The sequence below is a fragment of the Levilactobacillus namurensis genome (assembly GCF_032197885.1).
In the GTDB taxonomy this organism is placed as follows: domain Bacteria; phylum Bacillota; class Bacilli; order Lactobacillales; family Lactobacillaceae; genus Levilactobacillus; species Levilactobacillus namurensis_A.
In genome coordinates, this window is sequence record NZ_CP134159.1 from 844,160 (window position 1) to 866,143 (window position 21,984).

The following is a 21,984-nucleotide window of genomic DNA, read 5'->3' on the forward strand; positions in this document are numbered from 1 at the left end:
GGGATTACGATGCTAAATAACTTTATTGCTGCCTACTCCCCGGATAACTTACGCTACCTGTTTGGCGGCCTGGGAATCACCATTCTGGTTTCCGTGGCCTCCATTATTGGGAGTTTCATTATCGGTGCGATTCTGGGGGTCATCCGGTACGTTAAGATTAAGTACCTGTCCGCCTTGGTCGGTCTGGTGATCGACATTATCCGGAACCTACCGTTGATTCTGATTTTGTTCTTCATCTACTTTGGCTTACCGAACCTGGGCGTCAAGCCGGAAGTGATTCCGGCGGCGATTCTCGCGATGACCATCTTCGAATCCGCCATGTTGGCCGAAATCGTACGGTCCGGGATTCAAGCGGTCGACCCTGGCCAGATGGAAGGTGCCCGGGCCAACGGGCTGACCTACTGGCAGGCACTCCGCTATATCGTGTTGCCCCAGGCCATCGTGAAGATGATTCCGGCCATTGTGAGCCAGTTCATCTCACTGGTCAAGGATACGTCCCTGGCGACCATCATTCTGTTACCGGAAATGCTGTACCGGTCACAGATTATCTATGGTCAGAACACGAATTACATTATTCCCATGTTCTTGGCAATCGCGGTGCTGTACTTCGTGGTTTGTTACGCACTGTCCGTGTTGGCGCGGTACTTGGAAAAGCGTCAGGCCTGACATGCTGAGATAAATTTAAGGCGTTTTCGATTCTTCCGGAGAAGGGGGACGAAAACGCCTTTTAATTTGGCCAACTAAATGACCATAAAAAGCCCCCAGTCGCTGAACTGGGGGCTTTTGGTGATCAGTGCCTAATCCTCGACGGAATCGGCATCCGTGACCACGTATGACTTGTATTTGTTGAAATCAGCGCTGGTCAACTCGACGCGCATCGCAGTGCCATCAGCTTGGTAATCCGTTGACAGGACGTTGCAGTGGTCGTTCATGTAGGCCACGATGTCGCCGGCGTCGAACGGAATCAAGAAGTTGGCCGTGACGTAGTTGTGGAAGACCTTTTCCTTCATGGCCCGGACGAGTAGGTCGATGGAGGCGTCGTCCTTAGCGGAGATGATCAATTGATCACCTGCGCGACTAGGGTAGTCGGTCGAAGTCAGGTCCGCCTTATTAAAGACCGTGATCATTGGCACGTCGGTCACCCCAATATCTTGGAGCGTCTGTTCCGTGGTGGCCATCATGGCATCCCGGTTAACATCGGCGTAGTCGACGACTTGGACCAGAAGGTCGGCGTTAGCGGCCTCCGACAGGGTCGACCGGAACGCCTTGACTAGGTTAGTCGGCAGTTGGCTGACGAAGCCGACCGTATCGCTTAACAGGAGCTTCTTTTGGTCAGGGAAGATCAGTTGCCGCACACTGGTATCCAGGGTCGCGAACAACATGTTCTTCACGAAGACTTGCTTCTCCTCGTTCTTGCCGAAGCGCTTGACCAGCGCGTTCATCAGAGTCGATTTCCCCGCGTTGGTGTAGCCGACCAAAGCGACGGAAGGCAGTTCGTTACGTTCTCGTTGTTGGCGTTGGGTTTCGGCGGCCTGGTTGATTTCCTTCAGCTCGTGGTTCACGTGCGTGATCGACCGTTCGATGGTCCGCCGACTCATTTCGGTCTGGGATTCACCGGCCCCCCGGTTGGCGAGGCCACCGCCACCGCCTTGTTGGTCCAGCCGTTGCGACGCGCTGGTGTGCAGGCGGGGCAACTGGTACTGTAACATGGCCAACTGGACTTGTAACTTGGCTTCACGGGATTGGGCCCGGTTGGCGAAGATCTCCAGGATCAGGCCGGTCCGGTCGATGATCCGTGCCTTGGTGCCGTTCTCCAGGTTCCGAATCTGACTCGGGGTCAGCTCATCGTTGACCACCACGGTGTCGACTTGGTCGTCGGCGACGATGGCCGCGAGTTCTTCCACTTTCCCGGTTCCGAAGTAGGTGCCGGGGTTGGGTTTGGTCAGTGCTTGTTGCACTTGTTCGACCACTGTCATGTGGTTGGCCTCGACTAAGGCCGTTAACTCAGCCATGGAATAATCAAACGTCGCTTGACCGGCGTTTAAACCAATGGTGACGACTGGTGTTGCTGGCGTTTCATCCATAAAGTCATCCTCCTTATTAGGTTCCTTGAAGTCAGTATACCATTTTTAGGGACGGGACGGTTAAGGGAGCTTAGGCGGCCCGGATGGGGAGAACGGGTGAAAAATGCGGGGCAATCTTAGAATCCTGAAAATTAAAATGAAATGACAAAAAATTATCAGGAAGTTGGCCAACGCTATCATAAAATTCATGACGGATTAACGAATTTAGCGGGATTACATGCTGATGAAACCAGGAAGCTTCGATGGAAAATAGTGAGAAAACGGGAACGATATCGGCTGATAAATGATAATAAAATTAAATAAAAGTATTGATTCTAACTTAATTTTAATATATGCTGTTTTCAGCGCTCATTCGTTGAGCGGATTTACATATGAGGGGTCGGATTTGATGAGAGTATCTTCAGCACTTAAGCTGGGGACGGTCGCCACGTTCTCAGCCATTTTATTGGCTGCTTGTGGGACCTCCTCCAGCAGTACCAGCCGGGCCAAGGACCAAACCTTGAACTGGATGGAAGCTTCAGCGTTGCCAACTATGGATCCATCGAAGGCAACTGACGTGGTTTCGGGGGAAACCATGAACAACACTAGCCAGGGTTTGCTTAAGTTCGGGAAGAACAGCAAGACCTATCCTGGGGTGGCCAAGTCCTACACCAAGTCGAAGGATGGGAAGACCTATACCTTTAACTTGCGGAAGTCGCAATGGAGTAACGGCGATCCCGTGACCGCGAAGGATTTCGTCTTCGGCTGGCAACGGACTGTGAACCCTAAGACGGGGTCGCAGTACGCTTACCTCTACGGTGACGTTAAGAATGCCAATGCCGTCATGAAGGGAAAGAAGCCAGTCTCAGCCTTAGGTATCAAGGCTGTGGGGAACTACAAGGTCGTTGTGAACCTGGAACACCCCGTCAGCTACTTCCCAACCTTAGTCGCACAGACCAGTTTCTTCCCGCAGAATGAATCCGTGGTCAAGAAGCTAGGGAAGAAGTACGGAACCAACGCCAAGAATAACGTCTACAACGGGCCATTTAAGCTGACCTACTGGACCGGGACGTCGGATAACTGGACGCTGACCAAGAACGACAAGTACTGGGATGCCAAGCACGTGACCCTAAAGCACGTGAAGTTCAATACGGTCAAGGACCCGCAAACGGCGTTGAGCCAGTACCAGACGGGTAAGCTGGACGCGACTTATCTGAGTGGGCAACAACCGAAGAACTACAAGAATAGTAAGAACTACCATTCACGGGACGGTTCGTCGATTGCCTACATCGAACTGAACGAACGGCGTGATTCCATGATGAAGAACAAGAAGGCACGGCAAGCCTTGTCACTGGCCATTAACCGGGATCAGTTCGTCAACAAGGTTCTAGACGACGGCTCTAAGGTCCCAACGGGCTTTGTAACCACCGGCTTAGCGGTTCGTGACGGCCAAGACTTCGCCAAGGAAGCTGCGGTCCCGTCCGCGGTAGCTTACAACCTGAAGAAGGCTAAGCAACTGTGGAACCAAGCGTTGAAGGAGACCGGTCGGAAGAGTTATTCTCTGACCCTTTTGGCGGACGACACGCCGGTTGGGAAGAGTACCACCGAATACGTGCAGAGTCAGTGGTCGAAGTTACCGGGGTTGAAGGTCACCAACCAGAACCTACCGTACAAGACGCGATTGGCTCGGTCGGCCAGTCACGACTTCCAGTCCGTGGTAACTCTCTGGGGGGCGGACTTCCCTGACCCAATCACGGACTTGTCCCTGTTTACGTCAGATGCCTCGTACAACGATGGCGGCTGGAAGTCGGCGGCTTACGATCGAAACATCCAGGATGCGACGACCACTAATGCGAACCGACCGGCCCAACGTTGGCAGAACTTAGTCAACGCGCAGAAGATCCTGATGCGTGATCAAGGGGTCATTCCAATCTACCAGCCAGGTAAGCCGCAACTGGTGAAGTCGACGGTCAAGAACCTCGTCTACTTCCCAGTCAGCTCGAATTGGGACTTTAGTAAGGTCTACATCGCCAACAAGTAAGCTGAACGCCCCGCATCTTAGTGTGGGCACACTAGGGGGATGACGGGGTAACGTCAGCTAGATCGGGTGACGCCCAGGTAGGCGTCATGTTACCCGGTAACATAGAAGGAACCATTAACGCACATCAATGGTTAATGGTTCCTTTTACTTATTACTTTTTAATAATAAAGGGCTTATAAGGGGATAAATTGGGTGAAAAATGGTATGAAATTAAAAAATACTATTGATTTTAATCTTATTCTAATATATGATTGAAACCATCAAATTTGATGTTGTCACTTGGTTGTTTGTACCCAAATTTAAGTTTAGAGGGGTTGGATGAGAATGAAGATTAATTCAGCAGTGAAATTAGGAACGGTCGCGACATTTGCCGCCGTTCTATTAGCCGCTTGTGGGTCGTCCACGAGCAGTAGCAGCAGTAGCCAAACTGCAAAGAGTCAGACGTTAAATTGGATGGAAGCTTCAGCTTTACCCTCAATGGATATTTCCAAGGCAACCGACGTGGTTTCCGGTGAAACGTTGAACAACACCAACGAAGGGCTTCTCCGAATGGGTAAGAACAGCAAGACCCATCCTGGGGTCGCCAAGAGCTATAGTAAGTCAAAGGATGGGAAGACCTACACCTTTAACTTACGGAAGTCGAAGTGGAGCAACGGGGATCCCGTAACCGCTAAAGATTTCGTTTATTCCTGGCAACGCACGGTGAACCCTAAGACGGCTTCGCAATACGCTTACCTGTTCGCTCAAGTCAAGAACGCGAACGCCATCATGAAGAGTAAGAAGCCGGTCTCCAGCTTAGGAATCAAGGCGGAAGGCAATTACAAGGTCGTGGTCACGTTAACGAAAGCCACGAACTACTTCCCAGCGTTGGTGGCTAACCCAACGTTCTACCCGCAGAACAAGTCAGCCGTTGAGAAGTACGGTAAGAAGTACGCCACGAACGCACAGTCTAACGTCTACAACGGACCATTCAAGTTAACGGCCTGGACGGGGACTTCCGATAACTGGACGTTGAGCAAGAACAGTCAATACTGGAACGCGAAGAACGTCAAGTTAAAGAAGATCAATTTCAAGACGGTTAAGGATCCACAAACGGCGCTGAGTCAGTACCAAGCTGGTAAGTTGGATGCCACTTACCTGAGTGGTCAACAACCGAAGAACTACAAGAACAGTAAGAACTACGTGGTTCGGCAAGGGGCTTCGACCTTCTACATCGAACTGAACGAACAAAAGAGCAAGTTAATGAAGAACGCTAAAGCCCGGAAGGCCTTATCCTTGGCCATCAACCGGAACCAATTCGTTAACAAGGTGCTTCAAGATGGTTCGAAGGTCGCCAGCGGTTACGTTTCAACTGGTTTAGCTTCGTACAAGGGTGAAGATTTCGCATCTGCAGCTAAGACGGCTGACGGGACGGCTTACAACCTGACCAAAGCCAAGAAGCTCTGGAAGGAAGCCCTGAAGGAATCTGGCGAAAGCAGTTACGACCTGACGCTGATGGCTGATGATACGGCTGCTGGTAAGAATGCGACTGAATTCGTTCAGAGTCAATGGTCGAAGTTACCTGGCCTGAAGGTCACGAACCAGAACTTACCGTTCAAGACGCGGTTGAGCCGTTCACAAAATGGTCAGTTTGACGCCGTGGTTTCTGGGTGGGGTGCCGACTTCGCCGACCCAATCTCCTTCTTGTCCCTGTTCACTTCTGACAACTCGTACAACAACGGGAAGTGGAAGTCAACGGCTTACGACAACGATATCGATAAGGCCAACAACCAAGATGCCAACAACCAAGCAGCACGTTGGAATGACTTGGTTAACGCTGAAAAGACGTTGATGAACGATCAAGGGATCGTGCCACTTTATCAACAAGCTAAGCCACAACTGGTCAAGTCCAACGTCAAGGGAATCATCTACTTCCCAACCGGCGCTAACTGGGACTTCAGTAAGACTTACATTGCAAAATAAGGTGAAAGCTAAAATCTCGCCGCTCGCTTGCCGAACGGCGAGATTTTATTGAATAAAGCCCAAGGAATGGGGGATGTAATCGGTCACTATTCTGTATACGGTATACAGAAAAATGTAATTAAATACAGGAAAAATGTGACATCAGATTTTAATTTTTATTTTCAAACGTTGTTATACCGGCCTTTCTAACTGGTTAGCTCAAATAAATTAAACACAACCCTTGTTTTTAATGATTTTCTAATATACAATTGGAATCATCAAATTTGAGGTTGTCAATTTATGACACGCAACCAAGATAAGAGGGGTTGGATTTTACAATGAAAATCAAATCGGCAGTCAAATTAGGAACAGTGGCGTCCTTTGCCGCTGTGCTCCTTGCAGCCTGTGGTTCGTCGTCCAGTAACACCAGTTCGGCGAAGGACCAAGAGCTCAATTGGATGGAGAACTCATCGTTACCATCCATGGACATTTCTAAAGCGACCGATGTCGTTTCCGGGGAAACCATGAACAACACGGGTGAAGGACTCTTGCGTGCAGGCAAGGATAACAAGGTCTCCATGGGGGTTGCCAAGAGTTACAGCAAGTCCAAGGATGGTAAGACCTATACCTTTAACCTGCGGAAGTCCAAGTGGAGTAACGGAGATCCTGTAACGGCAAAAGATTTCGTGTATTCTTGGCAACGGACGGTCAATCCTAAGACCGCTTCACAATACGCTTACCTGTTAGCACCCGTAAAGAATGCTAACGCGATTATGAAGGGCAAGGAAGCCGTGTCGAACCTGGGAATCAAGGCCCAAGGTAGCCATAAGTTAGTCGTGACGCTGGATAAGGCCACGAGTTACTTCCCATCCTTAGTGGCTAGCCCAACCTTCTTCCCTCAGAATAAGTCGGTTGCCGACAAGTACGGTAAAAAGTACGCGACGACCGCTCAGGCTAACGTTTATAACGGACCATTCAAGTTGACTTACTGGACGGGGACCTCGGATAACTGGACCCTGAGTAAGAATCCTACCTACTGGAACGCAAAGAATGTTAAACTGAAAAAGATCAACTTCAAGACGATTAAGGAACCACAAACGGCTCTAAGTCAGTACCAGAGCGGTAAATTGGATGCCACTTATTTGAGTGGGCAACAACCAAAGAACTACAAGAACAATAAGGATTACGTTGAACGGAAGAGTGCCGGGACGTTCTATCTGGAAATCAACCAGAAGAAGGACAATCTGTTGCGGAACAAGAAGGCGCGTCAAGCGTTATCGATGGCCATCAACCGGAACCAATTCATCAACAAGATCCTGCAAGATGGGTCGACGCCAGCTAAAGGGGTCGTGGCTTCCGACTTGGCTTCTTACAAGGGGAAGGACTTCGCTTCTGTAGCCAACGTCCCATCTGCTTCGACGCAAGATTTAGCACAAGCTAAGAAGTTGTGGAAGCAAGCCTTGAAGGAAACGGGTCGTAAGAACTACTCCCTGACGTTCATGGCCGATGATACGCCAGCTGGTAAGAGTGCCGCTGAATTCATTCAGAGTCAGTGGGCGAAGTTACCAGGGTTGAAGGTCACCAACCAGAACTTGCCATTTAAGACCCGGTTAAGCCGGTCACAGAATGGTCAGTTTGATGTTGTGGCGACGGCCTGGGGCGCAGACTTCCCTGACCCAATCTCGTTCTTGCAATTGTTCACTTCTGACAACTCGTACAACAACGGGAAGTGGAAGTCCGCAGCTTACAACCAAGACATCGCGAATGCCAATGGCAAGGATGCCAACAACGATGCTGCGCGGTGGAACGATTTGGTTGACGCTCAAAAGACCCTGCTGAAGGATCAAGGGGTCATTCCATTCTACCAACAAGGTAAGGCACAACTGGTCAAGTCCAACGTCAAGGGATTGATTTACTTCCCAACTGGCGCGAACTGGGATTTCAGCAAGACTTATATTGCCAAGTAACCGTATCTGACTTATAGTTTTAACCGGGGAGTAAGGACCAGCGTAACCGTTGGGACTTGCTCTCCGGTGGTATAGAAATCATTTATCATCTTATTGTTTTTGTCTAATGTTGGTTAAGTTTTGAAACTTAACGGTAAAGAGATTGAGAGGTAAGCAAATGGCAAAGTACCTAGCAAAACGGATCTTTTACTTGATCCTGACCTTATTCATCGTGATTACCGTGACGTTCTTCCTGATGAAGCTTTTGCCAGGGACGCCGTTGACCAACCAAGCCAAGTTGTCAAAGAGCCAGATTGCGTTGATCTACCAGCAATACGGCTTGGACAAACCGGTTTGGCAGCAATACGTGCTGTACCTAGCGGGTGCCGTCAAGGGGGACTTCGGGACCTCTTTCCAATTCAGTGATCAACCCGTATCCTACTTAATTTCTAGTCGGATCGAACCATCACTGCAGATTGGGTTGCAGGCGATTATTGTGGGTGTCATCTTAGGGATTGTTGTCGGAGCCTTCGGGGCCATGAAGCAAAACACCTGGGCAGACACCACGGCCACGATTGTTTCCATCTTAGGGATTTCGATTCCTTCCTTCGTGTTGGCCGTTCTGTTGCAGTACTACTTAGGGTTGAAGGCCGGCTGGTTCCCAATTGCCGAATGGGGCGGCTTCATCTACACGGTCTTGCCGACCCTGGCGCTGGCGTTTACCCCGTTAGCCGAATCGGCGCGGTTCGTCCGAACCGAAATGGTCGATGTCTTGAGTTCGGATTACATCGAATTGGCGAAAGCTAAAGGGTTGAGCCGGACCAGCGTCATCTACCACCACGCATTGCGGAACAGTCTGATTCCGTTGATTACCATCGTGGGGCCGTTGGCCGTGAACATCATGACCGGGTCGATGGTTGTGGAAAACATCTTCTCGATTCCCGGGATTGGGGAACAATTCGTTAAGTCCGTCTTGACCAACGATTACCCAACCATCATGGGGCTGACCATCGTCTACTCCTTCATGTTGTGTGTGGTTCTTCTGATTACCGATATTCTTTACGGAATCGTTGACCCACGGATTCGGATTACAGGAAAGGCTAACTAGGAGGTAATTCAATGGCAGATACAGTAAAACTCCCAGAAGATAGCTTTAAGCCGATGACGCCCGCGGATCGTGCGGCGCTAGATAGTGAAAAGATTGCGGCGCCATCCCTTACGTTTACGCAAGACGCATGGCGGCGGTTAAAGAAAAACCGGGGTGCCTGGGTATCCCTCATCATTTTAGCAATTGTGTTCATCATGGCTTTTGGGTCCATCTTCGTGTCACCCCACAACCCCAACGCCGTGAACCCGTCCTATGCCAACTTACCCTCTAAGATTCCGGGCATTGGCATCAACGGGTTCAACGGGACGTTGGTCCAAGCGGGTCAACGCATCGACGCTTACCAACAAGCCGGTGCCAGTTCTGGAACCTACTATATTATGGGAACCGACTATTTAGGCCGGGACCTGTTCTCCCGGGTCCTTTACGGGACACGGATTTCCCTGATCATCGCGTTAGTGGCCACCTTCTTTGATTTAACCATTGGGGTGACCTACGGGATGTTCTCCGGTTGGAAAGGGGGACGGATTGATACCTTCATGCAACGGGTGATCGAAATCATTCTGTCCATTCCTAACCTGGTTGTGATTGTCCTCTTGATTTTGATTCTGAAACCCGGGATGACCTCGATTATTATCGCGATTGCGCTGACCAGTTGGACCAACATGGCCCGGCTGGTTCGAGCCCAGACCATGGAGCTGAAGAGTCAAGAATACATCTTAGCTGCCAGAACGCTGGGCGAGCGACCGCTCAAGATTGCGTTTAAACACTTGTTACCGAACCTTTCAAGTGTGATTATCATCAATACCATGTTCACTATTCCTAATGCCATCTTCTTCGAAGCGATGCTGTCCTATATCGGGATTGGGATCTCATCACCACAGGCATCACTAGGGACGTTGTTGAACGACGGGCAAAAGAACTTCCAGTTCTTACCGTACCAGATGTGGTGGCCAGCGTTAGTGCTGTCCATCGTCATGTTAGCCTTTAACCTCTTAGGGGATGGCTTGCGGGATGCCTTTGATCCACGGACGAAAGAGTAGGTGAAGACGCGTTATGGATAACGAAAAAGATATTTTGGAAGTACGGAACTTGCAGGTTGATTTTAAGACCTACGCGGGGGACGTTAAGGCCATCCGGAACGTTAGTTTTGACCTACGGAAGGGCGAGACGCTCGCCATTGTTGGGGAGTCCGGTTCCGGTAAGTCCGTGACGACACGGACCATTATGGGACTGAACGCCACCAATGCCCGGATTACCAACGGGAGTATCATGTACAAGGGCGAAGACCTCTTGAAGAAGTCGGAAAAGGAAATGGAAGGGATTCGGGGACAAGACATTGCCGAAATCTTCCAAGACCCGATGACTTCGCTGGACCCGACCATGAAGATTGGGCGCCAGATTGCGGAACCTTTAATGGTCCACAAGGGCATGAAGAAGGAAAAGGCCTTAGCTCAAGCTCTGGAAATGATGAAGTTAGTGGGCATCACGGATGCGGAGAACCGGATCAACGATTACCCGCACCAATTCTCCGGGGGGATGCGGCAACGGATCGTGATTGCGATTGCGTTGGTCAACTACCCTGAGATCCTGATTGCCGACGAACCAACCACGGCGTTGGACGTGACGATTCAGGCACAAATCCTGAATTTAATGAAGGAATTGCAAGACAAGATTTCGACGTCGATCATCTTCATCACCCATGACCTCGGGGTCGTGGCCGGGATGGCCGATCGGGTAGCCGTGATGTATGCCGGGAAGATCGTGGAATACGGAACGGTTGACGAAATCTTCTACAACCCCAAGCATCCGTACACCTGGGGCTTGTTGAGCTCCATGCCGACGTTGGATACCAAGGGTGATGAGTTACCATCGATTCCTGGGACGCCGCCGGACTTACTGGATCCACCAGTGGGGGATGCCTTTGCGGCCCGGAACCAATACGCGTTGAAGATTGATACGGAAAAGGAACCACCGTTCTTTAAGGTTTCCGACACGCATTACGCCGCAACCTGGTTATTGCATCCGGATGCGCCTAAGGTGACGCCACCAGAACAGATTGTCGCGCGTCAGAAGAAGTATGCGGAGATGCAGGCTGCGTTGCGGAAGCACCAAGCCGACCACGCCACTCCCGTTGAAGAAGAGGAGGAACAGCAATAATGGACTATGAAAATGCCGAAAAAATCCTCGAAGTGAAACATTTAAAGCAATATTTCAACGTTGGTAAACCCGATGAAGTTCGGGCGGTCGATGACATCTCCTTCGACATCTACAAAGGAGAGACCTTCGGACTGGTTGGTGAATCCGGTTCTGGGAAGACCACGACCGGACGGGCCATCATCCACTTGTACGAACCTACGTCAGGCGAAATCCTGTTCGAAGGAAAGAACGTGGATAACTTCAAGTCAGCTGACGACCGGCGGCAATTCCGTCAGGATATGCAGATGATCTTTCAAGACCCATACGCGTCATTGAATCCGCGGATGAAGGTCAAGGATATCGTGGCTGAAGGAATCGATATCAACCATCTGGCGAAGGACGATGCTGACCGGACCAACCGGGTAGAGGACCTGCTTGAAACCGTGGGTCTGAACAAGGACCACTCCAGTCGGTACCCCCACGAATTCTCTGGTGGGCAACGGCAACGGATCGGGATTGCCCGGGCGTTGGCCGTGAACCCTAAGTTCGTGATCGCCGATGAACCGATTTCCGCGTTGGACGTGTCGATTCAAGCCCAAGTGGTCAACCTGATGAAGAAGTTGCAACGGGAACAGGGCTTAACCTACCTGTTCATCGCCCACGACTTATCCATGGTCAAGTACATTTCAGACCGGATTGGGGTCATGCACTACGGGCGGATGCTTGAGATCGCGGATGCGGACGAAATCTATGCGCACCCGTTACACGACTACACCAAGAGTCTGTTGTCGGCGGTTCCAGTTCCGGACCCAGAGTTCGAACGGGCACGGCAAGAGATTGCGTACGATGCCAGTCATGAAAATGATGGTAAGGAACGGCACTTGGTTGAAATTGCGCCGCACCACTTCGTTCGGGCAGCGGAAGATGAAATTCCGATGTACCAGAAGCGGGCACATGAAGCCTCATTGTTACACTAAATTAAAATAGTTACCGTAAAACACCGGCCGGGTTGGCCGGTGTTTTTTGCGTGGTCGCCATTCGATTATTAAGAATGAAATAGTTTCCCTTGCTTATTCTGTGGGGACGCACTATAGTGGAGGCGTCATAAACGGTGTATATGGTTCGTACTGGAAATGTTGACTCCCCGTTGCAATTGGCATGGGGAGAAATTGGTAGAGGAGGCCTATTGATGACAACCATGACGAAGCATCTAACGAATACGCAATGGCACAAGGCGTTAGTGGTGACGGGACTAGTGACGGGCGGGGTGATCTGGGGAAGCTGGACCGGAATTGCCGCCCGGGCTGACCAGCAGGCTACGGGCATCAGTCCGGTAACGCCTACCCGGACGGTAACCGCAGTGACATCCACCCAACCGGCACGGACCCCGCAACAGTCGGAGGTCCCGGTGACCACGGATCCGACGACCGTGCAGACTCCGTTAGTGGGGACCCCGGTGACAACGGACGGGGAGCCAACTGTCCAGGGCCAACCGACCCAACCACATGAGCCCCAACCGACTGGTAGCGTGGAACCATTAGCGGCAACCACGGTTACGGATAAGCCTGCTAACAGCGAGAATCGGGCCAATCAAGTCCAACCACCAGTCACTGGGACGGCCGCTAATACGGCGCCCACCACGGCCACTACGCCAGTAAACACCATTGACCAGTGGATGCCGGATAAGAACCTGCAACAGATTGTACTGAAGGCCCTCCAGTCGCAACAGGCCCACGATGGGCAAACCACCTATACCGACGCGACCCAGATAACGCCCCAGGATATGACCACTCTAACTACCCTGGATGTGACCCAGTACAAGCCTATCACCGGGGACGTGATTCGGGGACCACTCTATTATGCCATGTTAAATTTGACCAACTTAACCGGCTTGGAGAAGGCCACCAATCTAACGGACTTGGCGTTATCGACCAAGGATGCACGAACCAACGATGATCCAGATGGGGACCAGGGCCTGTGGCAACATGCTAAATTAAGCGATTTGACACCGATTCAGAATCTGACCAAGTTAGCTTACTTAAACATCGAAGAGGACAGCATCTCGGACTTAACGCCCCTCGCCAAGTTGACCAATCTCCGGAGCCTGACCGCCGACCATAACCAGATCAAGGACCTGACACCGTTGGCGGGGTTGAAACAATTGTCTTATTTGGACCTGGATTATAATCAGGTGGGAGACATTACACCCTTGGGACACCTCACTAATTTAACGTCCTTGGCGTTGCAGGTCAACCAGATCAAGGACATTTCCGCGCTGGCTAAGTTGACCAAACCCATGAACCAGTTGATGCTGGATGACAATCAGATTTTAGACCTGTCTCCCTTGGCGCACCTGCAAACCACGGGGGAAGGTGCCGCGATAGATGCCAGTGAGCAGCTGGTCTACTTGGATCCGATTAAGGTCAAAACGGATCAGGACGCTTACCAGTTCACGTCACCGGTAATTGCGAGCGATGGGCAGCCGCTCAGCGTGAAGACGGTGTTGGGAACAGGGGCGGATAAGACTTCGTTAAACTCAACGCCACTTTCGGGGACCCGGTTGACCTGGACGGGCATCGTGCGGTCCGGTCAGCGCTACATTGGTGTGACCTGGCTTGATCAGCGGATGGACTGGGATTGGGCCGGCTATCGCGGGAGCTTTTCTGGAAAGCTCATGATTCCCTATGACCTGGTCGCACCGCAGCCGGTGAGTCCGGTCAACAGTACTCCGAGCGTGGTTCTCCCCGCCGTGACACCTGCAGATGAGGGGACTCCCGTTGACGGGGCATTGATTCCCGGCGATGAGCGGCCAGTGGGACGTCCCTTTAAACAACCGTTCATGATTTATCTCAAGCGGGCCCTGAATCGGTATCTGCGGGCAACCTTTAAGCGAAACCAGATTCAACAGCATTATCGGCAGTATTCGCGGCAGACTGCGCCCACGTTCAAGGTTGTAGGCACCCAGCACTCAAGCCAGGGGCGCTTGCGTTACCGACTAAGCGACGGGAGCTTTGTGACGGCCCGCAAGGCCTTTACCGCTAATTTGTACTGGCAGGGGAAGGCCTACACCAGATTGCGGGTTGACCGGACGGTTTACCAACATTCGCAGGCCAAGTTGACGCGCAAGAGTCGTATCAAGGTCCTCAAACGGGGCCAAGTGGTGCGAATTAAGCGGATGATTGTTCGGCGGGGCTACATGACCCGTTATCAACTGACCAATGGCCAATACGTCACCGGTAATAAGCAGTTTGTGACGCCGTTGGCAACTAAGTGATTGGGTGGTCGCCCACGGCGTCACTGCCGCACTAAGAATAGAATAAGATGAGTTGCTAAGGGCACTGACTAGCTGGTCAGTGCCCTTTTAGACAGGTATACTAAGTCGTAAATGAGTAGAGAGTGAGGCAGTCGCATGGCAAATCAAGAACCAGCATCTCAACGACCAAGCGTGGTGTCCCTTCCCGGACAGCAACGAACCGACGCACGCATCGCAGAGCTGACCGCTGTGTGGGAAGCCAGTGTTCGCGCGACCCACAAGTTTCTGTCACCCAGTGAGGTTCAGACGATTAAGCAGCTGGTCCCGCCAGCGTTGCGGCAGGTTCCCCAGCTCCTGGTGGCTCGGAACGCCGATCAACGATTACTAGGATTTATGGGACTTAGTGAGCAACGGGTGGAAATGTTATTTGTGGCCCCCGATTCACGGGGAACTGGTGTGGGGAAAACGTTGCTCACGATGGCGATTCGCCGCTACTACGTCACCGAAGTCACGGTGAACCAACAAAATCCGCAGGCGGTCGGGTTCTATCACCACATGGGGTTTCAGACGTATCGCCGGACCATGACCGACGAGCAGGGGGCACCTTACCCGTTGCTGTATCTTCGGTTGGAGACGGAATAGGCAGCTCGGGGGTTTGAACGGTTAAGGGGAACATGGTATTCTGAGACTATTCGGCATTGAAGGAGTGACGTGAATGAGTGCGGTTAGTGGTCTAACGATGACCCAACAGGATTAGGGGCAGGCAATGGACGAACCCGTTCTCCGTTGTTCAGCCCCATAGAGGAGCACATTTTGGATAAAACGATTCGAGAAACTTTACAATTAGACGTGATTTTAGACCAGGTCGCCGCTTACACCCACAGTGATTATGCGGCGGACCAGTTGCGTCAGACACCGGTCCAAACGGACTTGAAGGATGTCCGCCGTGAATTGGGCCTCACCCATGAGGCGCACCGGTTACTGAGTGAAGACGTGTTGCTCACGTTCTTCAACTTGGACCAGATCGCCGTGATTCGGACCAAGCTGGATCAGGGCCGGTTACTGACCGTGGAACAGCTGAAGGCCGTTCAAAACACGCTGGTGAACTGGCGGCGGTTGAGTATTGTTCTACACCAGCACACCACCGAGATTCCCTTTTTGATGGACCTGTTAGCGCAGCAGCCCCCGCTGAATGGATTGCGGGACCGCTTGGATGACGTGCTAGACTTGAACGGCATTCGGGACGACGCAACGCCCGAGTTGGCGCAGTTGCGTAAGGATAAGGCTAAACAAACGCGGCAGATTCAGCAGCAGTTGAACCAATTCATCGGTAAGCATTCCCATGAGTTACAGGGCAAACAGCTGATTCGCCGGGACCAGCATTACTGTGTCCAACTCAAGGCCACTTACAAGCATAAGTTCAAGGGAACCGTGATGGGCCAATCCGCGACCGGGTCCACGGTCTTCTTCGAACCCAGCACGGTCTCTAAGACCGGGCTGGAGTTAGCGGCCACGCTGGCTTCGGAAGAAGGCGAGGTGTACCAGATTCTGGCGACCATGACCGGGGACGTTGAGGAACACTGGACGGACTTGCAGAAGCAAATCGAACTCTTAAGTGAGTTAGACCAAATCTTCGCCCGGGGGCAGTATGGCTTGGAACACCAAGCTATCTTGCCTAAGCTCAACGGACAACAGGCCCTGCACATCGTGAACGGCCGGCACCCACTATTGGGAGAAACGGCGGTTCCGTTGAACGTGACGTTGGACGCCCAGCAGAGTCTGATGATCACCGGGGCCAACTCCGGGGGGAAGACCGTGGTCCTGAAGACCATCGCGTTGTTTTCCATGATGGTCAAGCTGGGCCTGGAGATTCCCGCTGACGAAGGGACCAACCTGGCCGTCTTTGACCAGGTCGCCATCGATATTGGGGACCAGCAGAACATGGCGGCCCAGTTGAGTACCTTCTCGGGTGAGATGACCACGCTGGTGGGCATCACCGACCATCTGCGGCCGAATGCCCTGATTCTCCTGGATGAAATTGGTAGTGGGACCGACCCGGAAGAGGGGACGGCCTTAGGGATTGCCATTATCCAGTACTTGGTCGACCAAGGGGCTAAGTTGGTGGTCACCACCCACTACACCGGAATCAAGGACTACGCGGTGGCCCAGCCCAAGTTTGTGACGGGAGCCATGGCGTTTGACCGGCAGACCTTAGAGCCCGAGTACCGGCTGTTATTGAACCAGGTCGGGGCCAGTGAGGCCATGTGGCTGGCGGAGCGCATCGGGTTGAAACCGGAGATCCTGGCGCTGGCCAAGCAACACTTGAAGCTGCAAGCAAAAAAATAGTATGACCTAAAAATTGCCCTTAGCTGTCGTGTGACAGTTAAGGGCAATTTTTAAGGGGTCAGCTCGAGCTGATCCAAGATGACCGCAAGCTGAGATGGCGGGGTTGTGGGTGAACCACCGACTGTTCGCTTGCAGGAAGGGACGGGCAAGGGCCCGAAAAAAGAAAAACGCCGCCCTACACGAGTTGGTAGCGGCGACGTTTAGTTAGTGAAGCTAGTCTTCGAAAGTTTCGATGGGTTGTTCTTGGGTTGCGGTCTTCAGCGCAGTCCGCTTTTGAACGGCCCCCAGGATGGCCCGGGCAATGGGCCCCACGATCAACAACTGTAATGGCAGTGCCATGAAGAGGTTGAAGATCCAAGTGTGGAGGTACGTCAGGAACACGTTGCCCCCGAAGTTTTGGGTGACAATCATCCCGAAGAGGGACATCAGGGTCACCATGCCGGCCACCATCATGCAAGAGATGGCCAGGGCAATCCGAATCTGCTTTTGTTTCATATAATCGTTAATGATGTAGCGGAAGAAAATGAACTTCACGCCAGGACCGATGATTCCTAAGTCGCAGATTGCCGCGACGATCAAGGCCAGTGGATAACCCACCAGGACCTCCCGGATAAAGTGGTGCGAGAAGCCATCCGTTAAGGCGATGTTGTAACCGGCCATGACTAAGACCATCAGGCCAGCCATGACAGCGGTGAATAGTAATTCTTCTTTAAAATTTTTAGGCATTTAATGTGTAACTCCTTGGTTTAATTCCCACGAAGTCTTACATTACCATAAAAACTGAAGGGGTGTAAGGATTATTTCTCAAAAAAGAAATGATAACGTTTTCGGACCGAAAATCGGGGATGATTGCCCATTAATGGCCCGTGGTCAGGGGGTGTTGGTCCACGATAATGCGGTGTTCGTCCCGTTCGAGGATGCCCCAGTTTTCGCCCAAGAAGGCGTAGTGGTCATCGTAGCGCACACTGTAGTCCGTCAGGGTAGCCGGGCCACCTTCGACGGGGGTCGTGACGACCTTGACCTGGGCGTAGAGGATGCCCGTAGCCGTCCCGTCATTTTGATTAACGGTGATCAGCCGGGTCCCATTTTGCGTAAAGCTCCGGTCGCTGGCGGCGGCCACTTGGGTGAACTGCCGGTTGAGGTTCTCCCGGCCGCTAGTTTCTGAGATCAGGGCGTCATCTTGGTAGATCCGATAGGTCCCATCGGGCGCCATCAACCGTAATTGTGCGGCGGTGTCGTGGGCGTCACTAGCGATGGACCACTGGTTGATCAGGCGGGTCAAAATTAAATTACTTTCTGCTTCTCCATAAGTCATGACAAGTCTTCCTCACTTTTTAGGATAGAACGGGGCGTTTCGCGTCCTAGGTCCATTAAACCACCGATGACCGTTCCTGTCAGTAGGGGACCCCAGAATCGTTAGGGTGGTTGCGCAAATGAGCCTAAGCCGACCCCAGTGTCTGCCGGAGGACGGTGAGGACCTGCCGTTGTGCGGCAGTCAGGACGTGGTTGGTCCGGTAAGCGATGCTGGTGATGAATTGGGGTTGTTCGTCATCCATCAGTTCCAGGCGAACCACGTCGTCCCGGTGCTGGTCCACGATGGTGGTCAGGAAGGTGATCCCCACGTTTTCGGCAACCAGGTTCATGATGATGTGGGTATCGTTGGCCCGGTAGACCACGTCGGGGCGAAAGTGGTTCCGACGGGTCAGCTTGTTGAAGGCCGTGTTGTGGACAAAGCTACTATTAAAGAGGATAAAACGTTCGTGGCGGAGTTCACTGAAGTACAGCCGCTTGCGGTTGGCCAGGGGATGCTGGCGGGAGACAAAAATGCTGAAGGGCCGGTGGTCGAATTCGTTGACCGCCAGTTGTTGGTAGGAGAGGGGTTCGATGGAGCCCAGTAGTGCGATGTCGCACTGTCCGTCGCGCAGGGCGTGGCGCAGATGGACGGAACCGCCCGCGATGGTTTGCAGGTTTTCCAGTTCACCCAGGGCCTGCAGACGGGCAGCGACCTTAGGAAAGTAGAAGTTTTCAATGATGGGCGGTAATCCCAGGATGGTGCGTTGTTGTGTGAGTCGGTCGATTTCTTGGTGGGTGATCTGCAACTCCCGCAGGATACTGGTAGCGTGCACCGCTAATTGCCGGCCGGTGTCGGTGATCAGGAGCTGGTTATGGACCCGGTCACGTTGGACCAGTTTAGTGGCGAATTCAGCTTCCAATCGTTGGATGGCCAGGGTGATGGTGGGTTGCGTGACCCCGAAATATTCGGCCACTTGGGAAAAGTTTTTTTGCAAAGTTAATTGGTGAAAATAGTCTAGGTCTTTGATGTTCATTTATAAAGTCCTCCCTATCAAGGATACTAGCCCTATTATAAATTATTTTTATATAGGCTACCAGATTTGACTATAGTTTATACCGAGCACTATAGTGGGCCTTGTAAATTGAAGTTAACCAATTGGAGGTTAGTCATCATGAATGCAGAAAATATTTTAAACAATCCATTTTTAAACAAAGGAACGGCCTTTACTCAGGCGGAACGGAAGCAGCTTGGGCTGACGGGAACATTACCCGCCACGGTCCAAACCATTGACCAACAGAGCCAACAAGCCTACGCACAATTCCAGAGCAAGTCGAGTGACTTGGAGAAGCGGATCTTTTTGATGAACCTGTTCAACGAGAACCGGACGTTATTCTTCCATCTGATGAACCAACACGTGGTTGAATTTATGCCCATCGTGTACGACCCAACGGTTGCGGATTCCATCGAAGAATACAGCCACCTCTTCACGGACCCGCAAGGCGCTGCCTTTATCTCCGTGGATGATCCGGACAGTATCGAAGACACGTTGCGCAACGCCGCCAACGGTCGGGATATCCGCTTAGTCGTGGTCACGGACGCTGAAGGCATCTTAGGGATGGGTGACTGGGGCGTCAACGGGGTCGACATCGCCGTAGGAAAGCTGATGGTCTACACGGCCGCCGCCGGCATTGACCCTGCGCAAGTCCTGCCCGTTAGCATCGATGCGGGGACCAACAACCAGAAATTGTTGGATGACCCGATGTACTTGGGGAACCACCATAAGCGGGTCTACGGTGACGCCTACCACGCCGTGATCGACAAGTTTGTCGCAGCGGAACAGAAGCTGTTCCCAGAATCACTGTTGCACTGGGAAGACTTCGGCCGCTCCAACGCGAAGGTCATCTTAGACAAGTACCAAGATAAGATTGCGACGTTTAACGATGACATCCAAGGCACTGGGATGGTGGTCTTAGCCGGGATTTTGGGGGCTTTGAACATTTCCCACGAAGACATTAAGGACCAGAAGATCGTGATCTTCGGTTCTGGGAGTGCCGGCATGGGGATTGCCCACCAGATCTTTGATGAGCTTCAACGGGCGGGGCTGTCAGCCGATGAAGCCCGGCAACACCTCTACGCGGTCGACAAGCAAGGCCTGTTATTCAGTGACACGCCAGACTTGACCGCTGCGCAGACGGAATTCGCACGGAACCGGGATGACTTCGCCAATGCGGCCGAGCTCACTGATTTAGCCGCTGTTGTCAAGACGGTCCACCCAACGGTCCTGATCGGGACGTCGACGCAACCTGGGACCTTTACGGAAGCTATCGTCAAGGACATGGCGGCCCACACGGAACGGCCAATCATCTTCCCACTCTCCAACCCAACCAAGTTGGCTGAAGCCAAGGCGTTGGACCTCTTGAAGTGGACCGATGGTAAGGCCTTGATCGCCACCGGGATTCCAGTGGGCGACGTGGACTACAACGGCACCACTTACCACATTGGGCAAGGGAACAATGCGCTGATGTACCCGGGCTTGGGCTTTGGGTTGATCGCCTCGACGGCCAAGGTCTTGAACGGGGAAACGTTGTCGGCAGCTTGCCATGCTTTAGGTGGCTTGGTCGACACCACCCAACCTGGCGCGGCAGTCTTGCCACCAGTTGACCAACTGACGGAATTCTCACAGAAGATTGCGGAAGTGGTCGCTCAAAGTGTCGTTGATCAGAAGCTGAACAAGGAACCCATCACGGACGTTAAGCAAGCCGTTGCGGACATGAAGTGGGTCCCAGAATACAAGGCCGTCGACTAACACCGGCCGTGCAGTCCGCTGTACTGATTCTAAAGTAAAGGGGAATATAACTAGTGACTGTTTTATGGAATTCGGTACAAAGCGTCCTAGTCGTGGTCCTGATTATGATCTTGGGCTACGTCTTACGACGGAAGGGCTGGTTTGACGACCAGTTCGGGGGAACCATCTCGAAGTTCATCAAGAATATCGCGTTGCCCGCGTCGATCTTCGTCTCAGTGCTGAGTCGCTTAACGCGGGGACAGCTGGTCTCCTTCTCGGGGTACCTAGTCTACGGCTTCATTTCCGTGATTATCGGTTACCTGATTGCCTTCTTCTTGGTTCGGGTGATGAAGGTTCGTCCGGGCCGCCGGGGGATCTTCATCAACGCGATGGTCAACGCCAACACCATCTTTATTGGGTTACCGTTAAACATTGCGTTGTTCGGTGACCAGAGTATGACCTACTTCCTGGTCTACTATATCGTGAACACGGTCTCGACTTGGGCCTTCGGGGTCTTCCTGATCTCTAACGACGACCCGACCAAGCCTAAGCAGGCCGGGAACCATCACATTGACTGGAAAAAGGTCCTGCCGATGCCCCTAGTCGGGTTCTTGGTGGCCTTGGTCTTCTTGCTCCTGAACATCCCGATTCTGAAGATTAGCTTCGTGAACTCCACGCTGACTTACGTGGGGAACTTGGTAACGCCATTGTCCCTGGTCTATATTGGGATTGTGTTGGCCGACGCCGGACTGAAGAGTATCCACTTTGACCGGGATACCATCGTGGCCCTCTTAGGCCGGTTCATCTTAGCACCGGTGGTCATGGTTGGTCTGATTCTGTTAGGCGCCCACTTCGGGAACGATATGCCAACGCTGGCATCGCAAACGCTGATTGTTCAGTCCGCGACGCCAATGCTGGCGGTACTGCCAATCCTGGCCAACGAGGCTCACGGTGACGTCGAGTACGCTACCAACGTGGTCACCACCAGTACGGTCCTGTTTATTGTGGTCGTACCAATTTTGATGAGTTTGATCCAGTTTGTTTAAACCGTAATCGCAGAATAGAAAAAGT

Annotated in this window: 17 protein-coding genes; 13 read left to right on the forward strand and 4 right to left on the reverse strand. The window is 52.2% G+C overall.

The window, feature by feature from the left end; all coding sequences use genetic code 11:
• The first annotated feature begins 9 nt into the window (after positions 1-9).
• Positions 10-666 carry an amino acid ABC transporter permease gene (locus RIN67_RS03915; protein WP_024746776.1) on the forward strand — a complete coding sequence of 219 codons (657 nt, stop codon included), beginning with the start codon at positions 10-12 and terminating at the stop codon, positions 664-666.
• A gap of 131 nt (positions 667-797) precedes the next feature.
• Here the strand turns inward: RIN67_RS03915 and hflX are convergent, their stop codons facing one another.
• On the reverse strand, positions 798-2,084 hold the full coding sequence (gene hflX, locus RIN67_RS03920; RefSeq protein ID WP_024746777.1) for a GTPase HflX: 1,287 nt from the start codon (positions 2,082-2,084) through the stop codon (positions 798-800).
• Between the two features lie 388 nt (positions 2,085-2,472).
• Here hflX and RIN67_RS03925 point away from each other — a divergent pair, with 388 nt between their 5' ends.
• The 10 genes from RIN67_RS03925 (at position 2,473) to RIN67_RS03970 (ending at position 16,834) form a co-directional block, all read left to right on the forward strand.
• Positions 2,473-4,104 (forward strand): peptide ABC transporter substrate-binding protein, encoded by a 1,632-nt coding sequence (locus RIN67_RS03925; protein ID WP_313826011.1) that lies wholly within the window; start codon positions 2,473-2,475, stop codon positions 4,102-4,104.
• Positions 4,105-4,428: 324 nt separating this feature from the next.
• Positions 4,429-6,066, forward strand: a complete 1,638-nt coding sequence (locus RIN67_RS03930) for a peptide ABC transporter substrate-binding protein (protein WP_264999081.1) — start codon at positions 4,429-4,431, stop codon at positions 6,064-6,066.
• 317 nt (positions 6,067-6,383) lie between these two features.
• A complete protein-coding gene (locus RIN67_RS03935) occupies positions 6,384-8,012 on the forward strand; it encodes a peptide ABC transporter substrate-binding protein (RefSeq protein ID WP_024746780.1) in 1,629 nt (542 codons plus the stop codon).
• Between the two features lie 157 nt (positions 8,013-8,169).
• Positions 8,170-9,099 (forward strand): oligopeptide ABC transporter permease, encoded by a 930-nt coding sequence (opp3b, locus tag RIN67_RS03940; RefSeq protein WP_024746781.1) that lies wholly within the window; start codon positions 8,170-8,172, stop codon positions 9,097-9,099.
• An 11-nt stretch (positions 9,100-9,110) separates the two neighbouring features.
• Complete coding sequence (locus tag RIN67_RS03945; RefSeq protein WP_024746782.1) at positions 9,111-10,139, forward strand: ABC transporter permease; 1,029 nt, start codon at positions 9,111-9,113, stop codon at positions 10,137-10,139.
• 13 nt (positions 10,140-10,152) lie between these two features.
• Positions 10,153-11,256 (forward strand): ABC transporter ATP-binding protein, encoded by a 1,104-nt coding sequence (locus RIN67_RS03950; protein WP_304054939.1) that lies wholly within the window; start codon positions 10,153-10,155, stop codon positions 11,254-11,256.
• A complete protein-coding gene (locus RIN67_RS03955; RefSeq protein ID WP_264999083.1) occupies positions 11,256-12,212 on the forward strand; it encodes an ABC transporter ATP-binding protein in 957 nt (318 codons plus the stop codon). Before RIN67_RS03950 ends, RIN67_RS03955 begins: the two co-directional genes overlap by 1 nt.
• A 212-nt stretch (positions 12,213-12,424) precedes the next feature.
• Positions 12,425-14,509, forward strand: coding sequence for a leucine-rich repeat domain-containing protein (locus RIN67_RS03960; protein ID WP_264999084.1), 2,085 nt, complete (start codon positions 12,425-12,427; stop codon positions 14,507-14,509).
• A gap of 135 nt (positions 14,510-14,644) precedes the next feature.
• Complete coding sequence (locus RIN67_RS03965; RefSeq protein ID WP_313826010.1) at positions 14,645-15,130, forward strand: GNAT family N-acetyltransferase; 486 nt, start codon at positions 14,645-14,647, stop codon at positions 15,128-15,130.
• Positions 15,131-15,301: 171 nt separating this feature from the next.
• Positions 15,302-16,834: an endonuclease MutS2 gene (locus RIN67_RS03970; RefSeq protein ID WP_264999086.1), complete on the forward strand. Its 1,533-nt coding sequence runs from the start codon at positions 15,302-15,304 to the stop codon at positions 16,832-16,834.
• Between the two features lie 213 nt (positions 16,835-17,047).
• Here the strand turns inward: RIN67_RS03970 and RIN67_RS03975 are convergent, their stop codons facing one another.
• From RIN67_RS03975 to RIN67_RS03985, 3 genes are all read right to left on the reverse strand, one after another.
• Complete coding sequence (locus tag RIN67_RS03975) at positions 17,048-17,560, reverse strand: DUF2798 domain-containing protein (RefSeq protein WP_264999087.1); 513 nt, start codon at positions 17,558-17,560, stop codon at positions 17,048-17,050.
• Positions 17,561-17,690: 130 nt separating this feature from the next.
• Positions 17,691-18,149: a nuclear transport factor 2 family protein gene (locus RIN67_RS03980; protein WP_264999088.1), complete on the reverse strand. Its 459-nt coding sequence runs from the start codon at positions 18,147-18,149 to the stop codon at positions 17,691-17,693.
• Positions 18,150-18,273: 124 nt separating this feature from the next.
• On the reverse strand, positions 18,274-19,161 hold the full coding sequence (locus tag RIN67_RS03985) for a LysR family transcriptional regulator (protein WP_056943623.1): 888 nt from the start codon (positions 19,159-19,161) through the stop codon (positions 18,274-18,276).
• 138 nt (positions 19,162-19,299) lie between these two features.
• On the opposite strand from RIN67_RS03985, the gene RIN67_RS03990 reads away from it, so the two are divergent.
• Positions 19,300-20,934: a malolactic enzyme gene (locus RIN67_RS03990; protein ID WP_264999089.1), complete on the forward strand. Its 1,635-nt coding sequence runs from the start codon at positions 19,300-19,302 to the stop codon at positions 20,932-20,934.
• Between the two features lie 53 nt (positions 20,935-20,987).
• The gene (locus RIN67_RS03995) at positions 20,988-21,959 is read left to right on the forward strand and encodes an AEC family transporter (RefSeq protein WP_264999090.1); all 972 of its coding nucleotides are present in this window, start codon (positions 20,988-20,990) and stop codon (positions 21,957-21,959) included.
• Positions 21,960-21,984: the final 25 nt, after the last annotated feature.

Bases quoted from the DNA above. Each gene is read 5' to 3' on its own strand.
- hflX (WP_024746777.1), bottom strand. From the start codon at position 2,084: ATGGATGAAACGCCAGCAACACCAGTCGTCACCATTGGTTTAAACGCC.
- RIN67_RS03985 (WP_056943623.1), bottom strand. From the start codon at position 19,161: ATGAACATCAAAGACCTAGACTATTTTCACCAATTAACTTTGCAAAAA.
- RIN67_RS03915 (WP_024746776.1), top strand. From the start codon at position 10: ATGCTAAATAACTTTATTGCTGCCTACTCCCCGGATAACTTACGCTAC.
- RIN67_RS03950 (WP_304054939.1), top strand. From the start codon at position 10,153: ATGGATAACGAAAAAGATATTTTGGAAGTACGGAACTTGCAGGTTGAT.
- RIN67_RS03930 (WP_264999081.1), top strand. From the start codon at position 4,429: ATGAAGATTAATTCAGCAGTGAAATTAGGAACGGTCGCGACATTTGCC.
- RIN67_RS03925 (WP_313826011.1), top strand. From the start codon at position 2,473: ATGAGAGTATCTTCAGCACTTAAGCTGGGGACGGTCGCCACGTTCTCA.
- RIN67_RS03975 (WP_264999087.1), bottom strand. From the start codon at position 17,560: ATGCCTAAAAATTTTAAAGAAGAATTACTATTCACCGCTGTCATGGCT.
- RIN67_RS03965 (WP_313826010.1), top strand. From the start codon at position 14,645: ATGGCAAATCAAGAACCAGCATCTCAACGACCAAGCGTGGTGTCCCTT.
- RIN67_RS03935 (WP_024746780.1), top strand. From the start codon at position 6,384: ATGAAAATCAAATCGGCAGTCAAATTAGGAACAGTGGCGTCCTTTGCC.
- RIN67_RS03980 (WP_264999088.1), bottom strand. From the start codon at position 18,149: ATGACTTATGGAGAAGCAGAAAGTAATTTAATTTTGACCCGCCTGATC.
- RIN67_RS03990 (WP_264999089.1), top strand. From the start codon at position 19,300: ATGAATGCAGAAAATATTTTAAACAATCCATTTTTAAACAAAGGAACG.
- opp3b (WP_024746781.1), top strand. From the start codon at position 8,170: ATGGCAAAGTACCTAGCAAAACGGATCTTTTACTTGATCCTGACCTTA.
- RIN67_RS03955 (WP_264999083.1), top strand. From the start codon at position 11,256: ATGGACTATGAAAATGCCGAAAAAATCCTCGAAGTGAAACATTTAAAG.
- RIN67_RS03945 (WP_024746782.1), top strand. From the start codon at position 9,111: ATGGCAGATACAGTAAAACTCCCAGAAGATAGCTTTAAGCCGATGACG.
- RIN67_RS03960 (WP_264999084.1), top strand. From the start codon at position 12,425: ATGACAACCATGACGAAGCATCTAACGAATACGCAATGGCACAAGGCG.